13 protein-coding genes and 1 pseudogene are annotated in these 14,186 nt (G+C 49.6%); 4 read left to right on the top strand and 10 right to left on the bottom strand.

What is annotated here, in order from left to right; translation table 11 throughout:
- Positions 1 to 67: 67 nt before the first annotated feature.
- The gene (locus tag CRG97_RS10130) at positions 68 to 1,477 is read right to left on the bottom strand and encodes an FAD-dependent oxidoreductase (RefSeq protein ID WP_098742843.1); all 1,410 of its coding nucleotides are present in this window, start codon (positions 1,475 to 1,477) and stop codon (positions 68 to 70) included.
- 65 nt (positions 1,478 to 1,542) lie between these two features.
- The gene (locus CRG97_RS10125; RefSeq protein ID WP_098742842.1) at positions 1,543 to 1,857 is read right to left on the bottom strand and encodes an ArsR/SmtB family transcription factor; all 315 of its coding nucleotides are present in this window, start codon (positions 1,855 to 1,857) and stop codon (positions 1,543 to 1,545) included.
- Between the two features lie 101 nt (positions 1,858 to 1,958).
- Here CRG97_RS10125 and CRG97_RS10120 point away from each other — a divergent pair.
- Positions 1,959 to 2,114 (top strand): annotated as a pseudogene (locus CRG97_RS10120) (N-acetyltransferase family protein); the annotation flags it as partial.
- A 46-nt stretch (positions 2,115 to 2,160) separates the two neighbouring features.
- Here CRG97_RS10120 and CRG97_RS10115 read toward each other — a convergent pair.
- Positions 2,161 to 3,660, bottom strand: coding sequence for a sensor domain-containing diguanylate cyclase (locus tag CRG97_RS10115; protein WP_237566347.1), 1,500 nt, complete (start codon positions 3,658 to 3,660; stop codon positions 2,161 to 2,163).
- A gap of 329 nt (positions 3,661 to 3,989) precedes the next feature.
- Here CRG97_RS10115 and CRG97_RS10110 point away from each other — a divergent pair, with 329 nt between their 5' ends.
- A complete protein-coding gene (locus CRG97_RS10110) occupies positions 3,990 to 4,610 on the top strand; it encodes a putative glycolipid-binding domain-containing protein (protein ID WP_098742840.1) in 621 nt (206 codons plus the stop codon).
- A gap of 197 nt (positions 4,611 to 4,807) precedes the next feature.
- Here the strand turns inward: CRG97_RS10110 and CRG97_RS10105 are convergent, their stop codons facing one another.
- Positions 4,808 to 6,109, bottom strand: a complete 1,302-nt coding sequence (locus CRG97_RS10105) for an NCS2 family permease (RefSeq protein ID WP_076320743.1) — start codon at positions 6,107 to 6,109, stop codon at positions 4,808 to 4,810.
- Positions 6,110 to 6,293: 184 nt separating this feature from the next.
- Between CRG97_RS10105 and CRG97_RS10100 the strand changes: the two genes are divergently transcribed.
- A complete protein-coding gene (locus CRG97_RS10100; RefSeq protein WP_098742839.1) occupies positions 6,294 to 7,001 on the top strand; it encodes an SOS response-associated peptidase in 708 nt (235 codons plus the stop codon).
- Positions 7,002 to 7,158: 157 nt separating this feature from the next.
- Here the strand turns inward: CRG97_RS10100 and CRG97_RS10095 are convergent, their stop codons facing one another.
- From CRG97_RS10095 to CRG97_RS10080, 4 genes are all read right to left on the bottom strand, one after another.
- Complete coding sequence (locus CRG97_RS10095; protein ID WP_098742838.1) at positions 7,159 to 7,446, bottom strand: stage VI sporulation protein F; 288 nt, start codon at positions 7,444 to 7,446, stop codon at positions 7,159 to 7,161.
- 86 nt (positions 7,447 to 7,532) lie between these two features.
- The gene (gene recG / locus CRG97_RS10090) at positions 7,533 to 9,584 is read right to left on the bottom strand and encodes an ATP-dependent DNA helicase RecG (RefSeq protein ID WP_098742837.1); all 2,052 of its coding nucleotides are present in this window, start codon (positions 9,582 to 9,584) and stop codon (positions 7,533 to 7,535) included.
- 14 nt (positions 9,585 to 9,598) lie between these two features.
- Positions 9,599 to 10,456, bottom strand: coding sequence for a DegV family protein (locus tag CRG97_RS10085; RefSeq protein WP_098742836.1), 858 nt, complete (start codon positions 10,454 to 10,456; stop codon positions 9,599 to 9,601).
- 49 nt (positions 10,457 to 10,505) lie between these two features.
- Positions 10,506 to 12,284, bottom strand: a complete 1,779-nt coding sequence (locus CRG97_RS10080; RefSeq protein ID WP_098742835.1) for a DAK2 domain-containing protein — start codon at positions 12,282 to 12,284, stop codon at positions 10,506 to 10,508.
- A 366-nt stretch (positions 12,285 to 12,650) separates the two neighbouring features.
- Here CRG97_RS10080 and rpmB point away from each other — a divergent pair, with 366 nt between their 5' ends.
- Positions 12,651 to 12,839 (top strand): 50S ribosomal protein L28, encoded by a 189-nt coding sequence (gene rpmB / locus CRG97_RS10075; protein WP_006209230.1) that lies wholly within the window; start codon positions 12,651 to 12,653, stop codon positions 12,837 to 12,839.
- Positions 12,840 to 13,283: 444 nt separating this feature from the next.
- Here rpmB and spoVM read toward each other — a convergent pair whose 3' ends face one another.
- Entirely contained in the window at positions 13,284 to 13,364 is an 81-nt protein-coding gene (gene spoVM, locus CRG97_RS10070; protein WP_034273235.1) for a stage V sporulation protein SpoVM, read from the bottom strand.
- Between the two features lie 160 nt (positions 13,365 to 13,524).
- Entirely contained in the window at positions 13,525 to 14,184 is a 660-nt protein-coding gene (gene rpe / locus CRG97_RS10065) for a ribulose-phosphate 3-epimerase (RefSeq protein ID WP_098743099.1), read from the bottom strand.
- Between the last annotated feature and the right edge of the window lie 2 nt (positions 14,185 to 14,186).

Genomic DNA, 14,186 nt, shown 5'->3' with positions numbered 1-14,186 from the left:
AAGTGGATAGAGCTCAACTCATTGATATATCAGGGAGAACCAGTTTTTCATTCCCCCTTCATATATATTAGTTGCATCTCGAAGTAGATGAGTCAGTGGGCATGCAGCAATCGTTGGCATTCGGGGCACTGCTAATACCACATACACCGGTTTCCGGCAGCTCTAATTCAACTTTTATAGCAGCTTCCATATCGCCATCCAAATATGCGGCAATGGATCTCACCTGCTCATACCCTGTTGCCATGAGGAAAGTAGGAGCCCGGCCATAACTCTTCATCCCAACAAGATAAAAGTTCTTCTCTACATGACGAAGTTCTTTCTCGCCATGAGGTCTCACGGTACCGCAGCTGTGAACATTGGGATCAATTAGTGGAGCTAGCGCCTCGACACTCTCGGTTGCAGGGTCAATGCTAAGTCTGATCTCACTTAGAAATGAAAAATCAGGCCGGCTTCCCGTATTAACGATTATTTCATCGATTCCTTGGATTTCCTTGTCCTCACCATGAATTGTCCCTTTGATGTTTATTTTCCCATCCTTATGGGAGAGCCCCTCGATCATATATGGAGTAACCACTTGGATTTGCCCAGCATCAATCCATTGATGAATCTGGCTTCCCAAGGCTCCGCGAGCCTCGAGTTGATCATTCTCTTCCCCGCCGTACGCTTCCTCCACGTTTCGCTTTCTCATCAACCAGAGAATCTCTGTGTTTGCATCGCTTTTTTTGAGGTTCACTAAATCCAGTAATGTATTTATTGCCGAGTGACCGCCTCCTGCTACTGCGATACGCTTCCCTGCGTACTTCTGCCTTTGTTCTGCTGCAGATAAGTCTGGAATCCCGTAATAGATGCGATCTTTCAGATCACGCTCTTCACGAGTCCATATCCCGTCAGCATGCAGCGGATTCGAATGTGCCCACGTTCCGGAGGCATCAATCACTGCCCGGGCTTCAAAACGTTCGGTTTTGCCGTTTCTTTCAACATAAAGTACAAACGGAGCAGCTGCGCGATTAGGGGATTTCATTTTATCTGTGTTCTTCCTCGATATGGAAACCACTCTAGCATTCAACATAATATAAGGATTCAGTTCAGGCAATTTCGCTAAAGGCTCTAAATATTGATGAACAATCTCTTGACCAAAAGGTAATTCCTTTAGGACGGGTGGCTGCCATCCATGCTTAAGCAAAAGACGCTCAGCTGCTTTGTCAATGTTATATTGCCATGGTGAAAAAAGTCGTACATGTCCCCATTGCAGGATGTTTTGACCTATACTAGGTCCGGCTTCAAATAGAATGAATTGTTGCCCTCTTTCGGCCAAATGAGCTGCTGCAGCCAAGCCAATGGGTCCGCCACCGATAATCGCGACTGGAAGGGTCCCGTTATACCGAACATACTCTTCCTTCACTTTTTCCTCAGCAATTGTCGGCGCTTGGGGTGTACAGCAGGAAGTTGAAGCCACCTTAAATTCAATGTTTTTCATACATATGCCCTCCTAATAGAATAATTTATAATCCATCAACTTTTCTTGATGCATTAGTTAAAAAATTATGCTTTTGAATTCGGATAAAAAACGCAGCACAGCTTCTCGGATAACAGTCCTTTAACCTCTTCATCGTTAAGCTCATAATAGTTCCATTTTCCGATGCGTTCCATCACTATAATATTTGCATCCAGCAACATTTTTAGATGGTAAGACAGTTTTGATTGAGGAAGATCCAGCAAGTCGGTGAGGTCACATACACACACTTTCCCTCGCTGGTTCAATTCATAGATGATTCTTAAGCGATTCTTATCGGATAACGCTTTAAATTTCTGTTCATACAGGCTTAATACGTCATCTTGTATAATAGAGACCCTCATGTTGACACCACAACTTTCCATCAAATTATTTTGATGTGTTGATTGTAGCAAGCCATCATTGACACGTCAAGCATCAATGATGCGGCCCATTGGTCGGCTGAGCTTCCCTCAACCCTTATTCACAGCGTTGCGCCTATGATGGTATTGCCGACCTATCTATATAAATCGATCGAGCATTCCGAAGCAAAGGAATTGGAAGCATGCTGCTTCAACGCCTTGAGACAATTGCTAAGGAAAATGACTTTTATAAAATAGTACAGCTTCATCCAACAGGGACCTTTGCCATACCAATGCCTTATACCATTACGCCGATATCTCTACCGCGATCGTCCGGTTACGGCCTTCGGCCTTCGCCTGGTATAACGCCATATCCGCTGCCTGGAATACATCTTCGCGGTTTCTGCCATGTTCAGGATATAAGGATACGCCGATCGATACGGTAAGTGTTAGAGAGTACGGGGTTTTGGATATCAGAATCGCGTTGCGTATCCGCTCAGCCATTCGGTAGGCTTCATCCATACGATGCTTGCGAAGAAGAATGACAAACTCCTCCCCGCCAAAACGGGAGCAGACTGCACCCTCAGGAACACAATCGCTCATGACCACCGCTACCAGTTTCAGGACTTGGTCGCCGGTTTGGTGGCCATATGTATCGTTAACGTTCTTAAAATGGTCAATGTCCAGCATTAAAACGGCATACGGATCCCCAAGCAAATCCCACGAATCAAGGCAGCGTTCCAGTTCTCTGCGATTGGTCAGCCCTGTCAATGGATCCGTGCTGGCTTCCTGCTGTAACGAATAGGCCTGTTTGGCAAGCGTTTCGGCAGCTGCCCCCATAATCTGGTTCAATTGATCAGCTTCCCGATTCCAATGCGGCTGGAATTCCTCGGGAGACACCGTTTGGCCGGCTGCTACCGCTTTTGTTAATTTATACAGCTGGGTAAATGGAGCAGCAATTCTTGCAGCCATATATGCGGCAATGACCAGCATGATCACGATCGGAAAAAGCATACTTCTCAGCTGGTCACGCAAGTTGCGATCGACATCGGCCAGAATGGAACTTACCGATGTCTGCATGACAATCCCCCAGCCATTCATCGAAACACTGGCGTACCCTGTTAAGTAATCTTCACCTTGCGTATTCATGACACGTTGCATACCGCTCTCGCCGCTCATGAGCTGCTGTACCACGACATTAGAGCTTACATCTTCCCCTACCCGGCTTTTATCCAGATGATAGAGCAGCTTCCCGCCGGAATCAACGATATACGAGTATGAGTCTTCGATATTCCCCGCGCCGCTTCCGAAAATCCGATGCAATATATTATTTTCTTCCAAGTAGATTGTGCCGGCAATCATCCCGTGATACTTACCGGAGCTGTCAAAAATCGGCTCACTCGCAAGAACAATCCAGCGGCCGGTAGGGCTTCTATACGGTGCCGATATATAGGACTTCCTCTCCTTTAGCGCCTCCGTGGTCCCCACCGTTTTTAATCGGGCCTGATTCAAATTGTTTCCCACAGGAGAAACCACGCGAATGGTACCCGTTTGATCGGCCCAAAATACGGAGTTGAAGTAAGGGCTGCTCTGAAGCATAAGATCAAAAATGACCTGCAACTCCCTCTCATCGGATGTCGCACTAGCCTCAATTGCCGGGTTGTTGGCAGAGGCGCGAAGACTTTGGCGCATCCCTGAGAAAAGCGCTTCAATGGTAACCGCCATTTTTTGTGCGGAGGATAAATTAAGTGACATGGTATTGTTGTATAGGGATCGTTTCTCATTTTTATACTGAATGTAGATCATAATGGACATCGTCATGAGAATGGATAAGGAAACCAGCGCAGGCATGAGCATGGCTAGACTGATTTTGATGCGTTGTTTAGGTATGTTTATGACCGCTGCACCCCTACTCTTGATGAAAAATACTGCCGGATTAGTATATGATCTTTACATATTACTTCACAAACGATTTTGCGTCCATATATGGAATAAGCGTATTATGTGGAAGTCCCCGATTTATCATCGGTTATCACACACGGTATTTATCACTTTATAACAAACATATGTTCGTTATATAATGTAGAGGAGTAGTATCTATTCATACTCTTTTTGATAAAGGACGTGATTTCATTTTGAACGACCATATCCATGCTGAAGCAGACAAACAGCCCATCGGACAAAAGACCTCAAGCCCAGGTCAGCTTCTGCAATCGCTGCTATGGAACAGGCACGATCTTCCTTCCCTGGAGCATGGCCGGCTCTATCAGCATCATGAAGGATTTACGCTCACCGGAACGGTCGTAGCCAGCCTGGAAGGCCGGCAGCTCCACTGCTCCTATGAGGTTGAAACCACCAGCAGCTGGCAGACCCGGATGGTAAAGATTAAGCTCACAAGCGGCACGGAAGAACGGTCCCTTCACCTGGAGCGGGATGATGATGGTCACTGGTGGAACGGCAATACCGAGCTTACAGCATTTGCTGGTATGACCGACATTGATCTAGGGATCACCCCATCCACCAACACGCTCCCGATTCGACGCTTGAAGCTGAAGCCTGGTCAGAGCGCGTCCATGACGGCAGTCTGGATTCAGTTCCCGAGTCTAACCATCGCCCCCCTTGCCCAACAATATACGCGTACGAGCGAGTATGCCTACCTTTATGAGAGTAACAATGGAGCTTATCAAGCGGATCTGGAGGTTGACGAGCACGGCCTCGTCACGAGGTACGCGGACGTATGGAGCCGAACTCGCTAAGCTCGGTGCATCTACACGGCCATAAGAAGGCATGTCCCTTTAACCGGGCGAAAATTAACAACTTGTAGCCGTTGCAGCATTTCTCGATCCGTGCACAAACAATGTTTAAGCTTATACGCGGGTTTATCGACATGACAATCCCCTGCCGGGTCTCCTTAGACCTTGCAGGGGATTGTCATGCTTCTAATGCTCCTGAATCAATGCGGGACAAAGACAAGCTGCAGTACGAACAGCACAGCAAAAATATACATCAGCGGGTGAACCGCCTTCCACTTGCCCTTCACGATTTTCATCAGCGGATATGAGATAAAACCGAGCGCGATCCCAGTCGCGATGCTGGACGTAAGCGGCATGGTCAAGATCACGAGAAACGCGGGGAACGCTTCATCAAAATCATTCCACCGGATATGCTGAACATTGCTTAGCATCAGGCAACCCACTACGATGAGCGAAGGTGCGGTGATGGCGGATAACCCGGAAACCGCGCCGATCAGCGGGCTGAAGAAGGCAGCAACCACAAACAATGCGGCAACGACGACCGCCGTTAATCCTGTCCGACCGCCTGCACCGACGCCGGCTGCAGATTCAACATAAGCGGTGGTCGGGCTTGTACCGACCATGGATCCGGCCACGGTTGCCACCGAATCGGAGAACATGGCACGATCCGCACGAGGCAGCTTGTTATCCTTCATTAGCCCCGCCTGTTCTGCCACACCAACTACCGTACCTGTGGTATCAAACAGGGTCACCAGGAGGAACGAGAACACAACAGCATAGAGTCCATGACTGATCACATCCGAGGCAGCGGTAATCGGGTTCCATACCAGAATGCCTTCCGGTAACGTGGGAAGCGACATAATCCCGTTCGTAAAAGACAGCATATCGGCAAAATAAGCGATAATCCCGGTAATAATCATCCCGATAAACAAGGCACCCTTCACATCGCGCGACAGCAGCACAAGCGTAACCGCAAGTCCTACCAAGGCAAGCACAACCGATGGCTGGTGCAGATCACCGAGCGCTACCAGATTGTCCGGATGCGCTGTAATGATGCCGCTCATGCGCAGACCGATAAAAGCAATAAACAAGCCGATTCCGACCGTGATCGCATGCTTCAAATTCGCCGGGATCATCTCGATCAGCCTGCGCCGCAGGGAAGTCATCGATAACACCAGAAACAGAATACCGGCTATAAAAACGGCCGAGAAAGCTTCAATATACCCAAGTCCGGCATGTCCTTGAACAACGGAATAGGTGAAGTAGGCATTCAAGCCCATCCCCGGTGCGACAGCGATCGGATAGCGGGCTACGAGCCCCATCAGCAGTGTACCAATCACAGCGGCAATAATAGTAGCCGTGAAGCTCTGCTCAAAAGGCACACCCGCTTGTGACAGAATCAGCGGATTCACAACTGTCACATACGCCATCGTGAAAAACGTCGTCGCCCCGGCAACAACTTCTGTCTTAACCGAGGTCCCGTTAGCTTTTAAATCAAACACAAAAAATCCTCCATTCATGATGCTTGGCCTGGCTATGCGCTAGGCCCTTTTGGTTAGTTACGCAATATTTGATATACTCAAACACAAATGTACTGTAAATCTCTACGTAGCAATTTATTTCTGAACTCGATAAAACGATATATTTAAATCTTAAGCGACAGCAAATGACAGGAGGCTTGAAACGATGTGCGGACGCTTTACACTCACGGTCACTTGGGAAGAACTGATGACCAGGTATCTCATCGATCCCGAATCGGTCTCTCCCTTTCACATTCCTAGGTACAACATCGCGCCTACGCAGATGGTCACGGCTATTATCAACGACGGCAGCACCAATCGGATCGGTCAGCTGCAATGGGGGCTTGTCCCATCCTGGGCCAAGGATTCCTCAGCCGGAGCCAAAATGATCAATGCGCGTAGTGAAACGCTGGAAGACAAGCCTGCTTATAGGATGCCCTTTTATCGGAAAAGATGCCTAATTCCTGCAGACGGTTTTTACGAATGGCAAAAAAACGGCAATGGCAAGCAGCCCTTTCGCATCAGCTTGAAGAACGGCGAAGTATTCAGCATGGCAGGTCTGTATGATACCTGGATTACCCCAAGCGAAGATAAGCTTAGCACCTGCACCGTCATTACAACCGAACCCAATCAACTCATGGTGCCGATCCATAACCGGATGCCGGTCATTCTGAGACCCGCAGACGAAGCGTTATGGCTTGAACGGCAGACGTCTTCCCATACCCATGAAGGTAGCCCCTCCCTCCTGCAATCCCTCAAAGAGCTTCTGAGGCCTTACCCCGCGGAGGACATGCAAGCCATTCCGGTTAGCACAACCGTAAATTCCGTTAAAAATGACACGGAAGATTGCATCCGTTCTATTACAGGCAGCTAAATCCGTTGACCACAAACTAAGGGATTCCTTTTACGGGAGTCCGCCAGGAATGTTGCATCCCTGCATACGCGAAATCAAAAGCCCCTGCTCATAAGGAGAAAACACTCCCGAGAGGGGCTTCTTCTATGCAAAGTAATTCCTTGATGTCATCCAATTGTTATCGAAACATCCCCCACAGCTTGATCAAATGGAAGGTGTTGTTCGGATCGATGCGCTGTGCAAGCACAAACTGAACCATTTGCTGCTCCTGCGTGGAGCTCAGCTTTTCATTCAAGATGCCGCTGGCCGTCCGGATCATTTGATGCACTTTTGCGCTATTTTGAAGATCTGCCTTGGTTAAACCCTGAGTCAGCCCTTTGATTCTTTCCTTGACTGCCGGGTTTTTCATTTTTAGCTTGATTCGTTCTACCAGCTGCGGACTAATCCCGTACTGCTGATAACTCAATGTTGAAGCACCTCCAGTCATAAATGCTGCTACCTTTTTTGAGTATATGACGAAGGTCTGTCCATTGTGCCAACAGATTCATGTTATTAGTCCATGATATCGCCCTGGAAGATCTTCTCCTGCTGAAGAAAGTCGCGCAATGGCTCATATTCAGGAGACGTCCAGAAGGAACTGTCGCTGACAAGGGCCGCTGCATCGCCCCTAGCCTCTTCCACTACTTTGAAGTCGGCGACCATATCGGCCAGCCGGAACTCCGGCAGTCCGCTCTGCTTCGTACCGAAAAAGTCGCCAGGGCCCCGAAGCTCCAAATCCCTCCGGGATACCTCGAAGCCGTCTTCGGTTTCGGTCATCACCTGCATCCGTTCCTGGCCCACTTCCGATTTCGGATCGGCCACAAGAACACAGTAGGATGCATGCTGCCCACGGCCTACGCGGCCCCGAAGCTGGTGCAGCTGGGACAGACCGAAGCGATCGGCGTCCATAATGATCATCAACGTGGCATTCGGCACATCGACGCCAACCTCAACAACCGTCGTGGAAATCAGCAGCTGGACCTCATTGCTGTAGAATTGGCGCATAACCTCATCCTTCTCGGCAGGCGTCATACGGCCGTGCAGCAGACCCACAGCATACGTAGGAAAGGCCTGCTGCATCTGAACATGCAGATCAATCGCATTCTGAACGTCCAGCTTGTCCGATTCTTCAATCAGAGGAGCAATCAGATATGCCTGACGTCCTTGATTTACTTCCCGGGAAATAAATCCGAGCACACGGTCCATGAGTTCATGTTTGACCCAATAGGTCGTAATGGGAATACGGCCTTTCGGACGCTCCGACAGCGTGGATACATCCATATCCCCGAAGGCGGTAATGGCCAGCGTCCGTGGAATCGGCGTCGCCGTCATCGTTAGCACATCCGGGTTGTAGCCTTTACGGCGGAGTACGCTTCGCTGATTCACGCCAAAACGGTGCTGTTCATCCGTCACGACGAGTCCCAGCTCCCGGAAGTATACATCATCCTGAATGAGAGCATGGGTGCCCACGACAACGTCCGTCAACCCCATCTGTAAGGAAGCCAGCAGGTCTTTGCGCTTCTTACCCGTGACACTGCCTGTCAACAGGCCAACGGTAATGCCAAAGGGCTCAAACAGCTTCTGCAGCGAACGCATATGCTGTTCGGCGAGAATCTCTGTCGGCACCATTAAGGCCCCTTGAAAGCCTGAGCGCACCGTTGTAAACAGTGCGATGGCGGCAACAATCGTTTTTCCCGAGCCGACATCCCCTTGAAGCAAACGGTTCATGCAGTAAGGGGAACGCATATCATGCAAAATCTCCAGCTCCACCTTCTTCTGCGCATCAGTGAGCTCAAAAGGGAAGCTGCGCACGAACTCCCGGATCGTTGCATTGTCAGTCGTATGTACAACACCGTCCATCCGACTCCGGTTCAGCGCGCGGAACGCCTGCATTTTCAACTGGAACAAGAAGAGCTCCTCATACACCATCCGGCGCCGCCCTTCCTGACCTTCCCGGGAATCGACAGGCTGATGGATCGTCATGATTGCCGCTTTACGGGGCATCAGATCATATTTCCTAAGCAGGGATTGCGGCAAAATCTCGGGGATCATCTCCCCGTACTGCTCCAATGCCTGTCCCATCGTTTTTCGGATCCACGATTGCGTGATCTTACCGCCGATGGAATACACCGGCTGCAGCGTCCCGCTGCGGAAGGCACCCTTATCCGGGAATTCGGATTCGGACACCGTAAGCTGCATTCTGCGTTGATCCCACTTGCCTGTCAGCACAATCTCCCGGCCAGCCGCAAGCTGGTCCTTCAGAAAATGCCGGTTAAACCAGGTCGCGGTGAACATCCAGTTTTCAGCCAGCATTTTGCAGGTGAGACGGGATTTACGCCCGTAGCGCTGCAGTACCGGTACGCTGGCTATCTTGGCTTGAATGGTGATTTTGTCACCGTCCTTGACTTCACTTAGGGAACGGAGCCGGTAATCCTCATATCGGAAAGGGTAATACTCCAAAAGATCCTTGACCGTAGAGACGCCAAAGGCGTGAAGCTCCCCCTCTTTCAGGGCGCTCACGCCGTTGATCTGTCTGACGGATATTTGATCGAGTTTGAGACTCATATCATCTACCTCACTTAAGCAGGCCATATATATGCTGCAATGGTTCCCGGTCCAACGTGCGTACCGACAACCGGACCGATCTCGGAAAATACGGTTTCCTCAATCGTAAACACAGCGGACAGCTGCTGCAGAAAATCCTCAACCTGAGCAGGGTCAGCCGTATGACCCACAGCCACTTTAATATTTTTCACACCGGTTAAATCCTGTTGAAACAGTTCAATAATTTTCGCTGTCGCTTTCTTGCGACCGCGGACCTTGTCTACCGGAAATATGATTCCTTCGCCATCAATGGACAAGATCGGCTTAATGTTAAGCAGCGTGCCCAGCACAGCCGAAGCCTTACCGATCCGTCCGCCCTTCTGCAAATATTCCAGCGTATCTACCAAGAAGTAGAGGCGGCGCTTGGAACGAAGGTCTTCGAGTGACGAAATAATATCAGAAACAGAGGCTCCTTCTTGTGCGAGCTTCGCTGCATGGACCACCAATAATCCGAAACCATAGGAGGCCGATTTGGAATCCCACACGGTTATATCCGCTTCTCCTTCGATTAGAGAGGTGGCAAGCAACGCGGACTGATACGTCCCGCTCATGCCGGATGAGATGTGAATCGACACAATAGAGCAGCCTGGGTGCTGTTCCAAGATGGACTCATACGCAGCCGCAAAATCTGCGGGTGAAGGCTGAGAGGTCGTCGGAAGCTGCGGCGACTCAACCAGCTTTTTGTAGAACTCTCCCGGCGTGATTTCGACTCCGTCCAAATACGAATCTTCCCCGAACATGAGTTTCAGCGGCACAATATGAATGTTGTGTTGCTTCGCCAGGTCTGCCGGAATATCCGCTGTGCTGTCTGTCACAATAACGGTCTTATTCACCGGAACCCCTCCTATAAATGTACCTTGCATAATGTCAAAGCGTTGTATATCAAGACTCCACGGAGAACAGATAGGAATAGATCGGTTGTCCGCCGTAGTGTACCTCAACCTCTGCGTTAGGGTACTGCTCACCAAGCCACTCCGTGAGTGCGTTGGTCGATTCCTCGGTTGCGTCCGCGCCGGTAAGCAGAGTCACGATTTCATCCCCGGATTCCAGCATTTTACTCAGCAAATCCTGGGAGGTCGTAATCAGATCCGCGTTTGCTGCAACGATGTTGGAATTGCGAATACCGATGAACTGGCCAGCCTTGATCTCGAGATCATCGATCGTTGTGTCCCGAACGGCATAGGTTACCTGCCCCGATTGCACACGAGTGATCGCATCCAGCATATTGTCGGTATTCATATCCGCATTCTCGTCTTCCTGGAAAGCAAATGCTGCCGCGATCCCCTGCGGAATCGTCTTGCTCGGAATAACCGTTACGCTGCGCTCGCCTTCGAGAAGCTCTCTTGCCTGCTGGGCAGCCAGCACGATGTTGGAGTTATTCGGCAGGATGTAAATCTGCTGCGCCGAGATCGAAGAAATCGCATTAACAAAATCCTCGGTGCTCGGGTTCATTGTCTGTCCTCCGGAGAGAACGACGTCAACGCCAAGGCTTTTGAATATGTCGGATATGCCTTCCCCTGACGATACCGCAATGAAACCGTACGGTGCGATCTCGTCTGCCGGAGGAACAGCCGGAGCTTCCGGAGTCACGGTCTCTGCCGGAATATCCGCAAATAACTCAGGCATCGGTGCGATATCCATTCCCGTTGTCAGCAAATCACGGTGCTGCTCGCGCATATTCAATATATGGATCTGAGTGATCTCTCCATACATTAGCGCCAAATTCAACACTTCGCCCGGAGCCTTGGAATGCACATGAACTTTGATGGTCTCGTCATCGGCGATGACAATGATGGAATCACCATTCACTGCAAGCGCTTTCCGGAACTTATCTTCATCAAAGTCTGCGTTCGTTCCTTCTCCGAGCTGCCGATTAATAAAGAATTCCATGTCATATAAAAATTCAATATCCTCTGTGGACAGTCTGGACTGGGCAGAAGCCGGAGCTTGAACCGCCGAGAAGTCAGGGACTGCTTGAAAGGCCGGTGCCGTGTTGCTCTGTTCAGCTTGTCCTTCGGCAACAGCAAGCGATCCGAACGGAGCGTCTTTTCTCAGCGCCTGCAAGAAACCTTCATAAATGTAAACCAGGCCCTGGCCACCCGAGTCCACGACGCCAACCTGCTTCAGAACAGGAAGCATATCCGGGGTCTGGGACAGTGTTTCTTTGGCTTTGGCCAACACCTGCTCCATCAATTCCACGATATCGTTGTTGCGGCGGGAGAAATAGACCGCATGCTTGGCCGCTTCTTTAGCTACGGTAAGAATGGTACCTTCAACAGGCTTCACGACAGCTTTATACGCAGCTTCTACGCCTGTCTGCAGTGCTGCGGCGAATTGATGAGAATTTAGTTCTGTATAAGGTGCAGCATATCGGCTGAAACCACGGAACAGCTGGGACAGAATAACCCCCGAGTTCCCTCTGGCTCCCATCAGAAGCCCCTTGGACAGCACACCGGCACTATGCCCGACGGACTCCGAGTACTTACTCTTCAGTTCTGCCACACCTGCAGTCATCGTCAAATTCATGTTGGTCCCCGTGTCGCCGTCCGGCACCGGGAATACATTCAGGGAATTGACGTGTTCTGCATGCTGCTGCAGCTGCTCCGCTCCGGCTAGGACCATCGCGGTAAATTCTGTTCCATTCAAAGAACGCTTACTCAATGAGAATTCCCCTTCCTGGCTTGATACCCATAACACTTCTTGTTGTAAATTTCATATCTATTTCATAGCTTATAGCTGACGAAATGCCCAGGCAGTAAATAAAAGACTTACCATGATTAATGGATCATAAATCTATGATGGGCTATCCTCTCGTCCTCTACGCTTTCCGGCGGTTCCCAAGCCTTTTGAGAGCCATGCCGACAAGCCCACGAACTATTTCTTCGGAAATATTATGGACTAATCAACATTGTACTATAATGGCAAAGAGAAATAAATGTTTTTAAGACAGTTGACGGAGCAATTTTTACTGTGATATTATATTTAAGTATTGTTTCATGCAGGGTTAGGAACAAGGAGGTGTAATAAATGGCTCGCAAATGTTATGTAACTGGCAAGAAACCAAGCAGTGGTAACCATGTTTCTCACGCTAACAATCACAACAAGCGTTCTTGGGGTGTCAACGTTCAAAAGGTTCGCATTTTGGTGGATGGCAAGCCAAAACGTGTATACGTCAGCACTCGCGCTTTGAAATCCGGTAAAGTGACTCGCGTATAATCATCTTGTGTTATATGAAGAAAAACTTCTTAATCTCCAGGCACCATTTGTGGGCGATCCGGGACAAGGAAGTTTTTCTTGCGTTTAGATACATATTCTCCTTCTAAACAAAAAGCACCCTTAGCAGATAGCAGGTGCTTTTTTTATTTAGATATAAGAAAAATGAAAGAGCAAAACTTCCGCTTTCTTATATCGCAAGAAAAACTTCCGGTCGAACGCAGTCTGTCCTCGATAAGTACGTCGCTAGACACTCTTCTTTTGATATAAGAAAGCGAAGGAGAACTCCCGCACTTTATGGCTTTCTTATACCGCAAGAAAAACCTCCGCACACAGATGCGGTATGTCCTCCATGCGCGCTCTATCGGAGTGTTCTTGCCTCTTTCCCCAGAACCGGCTAGGCGGCGTCAGTCCCAGGCGGAGGTTTTGTTACGCCGGGACAAGCTGTCAGCTCTTGTGAAACGTATTTAAGATGGCCTTCACAAAACCTCCCAAAAACTTCGGCAGCTTGAACGTATAGAATTTCATGTCTCACCCTCCCCATCATTCTCATGCCTTCCTAGATTATGTTATGCACCAAGCCCATAGATGTGAACACAGACAAAAAAGGCTACATGAGAACCCAGCTCATGTAACCATATTTATGCGGGAACCCCGCGCCCTATGCATCCCGTTGCTCACGTTCTGGTCAAGATGTTACGCTGTCACGGATTACTGCAATGGCTGCCGCGCGATCCGGCTTGCTGAATACGGCGCTGCCCGCAACCAGGACATCCGCTCCCGCTTCCACTACAAGCGGCGCTGTCTCCGCTGTAATGCCGCCATCCACTTCAATATGGATATTCGGGTAGTCGGAGTTTGAAATCCATTCACGCAGCTGTGAGATCTTGTTTACAGTCCGCTCGATAAATGCTTGTCCGCCAAACCCCGGGTTCACGGTCATCACCAGCACCAAATCCAAGTCAGGCAGCACTTCCTGAAGGACATTGGCCGGCGTAGCCGGATTGATCGCGACGCCGGCCTTCACGCCAAACTCTTTGATCAGATGGATGACTCGATGAAGATGCGGGCAGGTCTCGGCATGAACGGTGATCAGATCGGCTCCAGCCTTGACAAAGTCCGCAATATACAGCTCAGGCTGTTCAATCATCAAGTGTACGTCAAGCAGCAGGCTTGTATGGGGTCTGATGGCTTGGACGATCGGCGGTCCCAGCGTAATATTAGGTACAAAGTGTCCGTCCATGACGTCCACATGAATCCAGTCGGCTCCGCCAGCCTCGGCTTCCTTAATTTCTTGTCCCAGCTTCGCAAAATCCGCTGACAATATGGATGGCGCAATTTTAATCATCA

The organism is Paenibacillus sp. EZ-K15 (genome assembly GCF_002573715.1).
Taxonomy (GTDB): Bacteria; Bacillota; Bacilli; order Paenibacillales; family Paenibacillaceae; genus Paenibacillus_AQ.
This window is presented reverse-complemented; position numbering and strand designations above follow the sequence as displayed.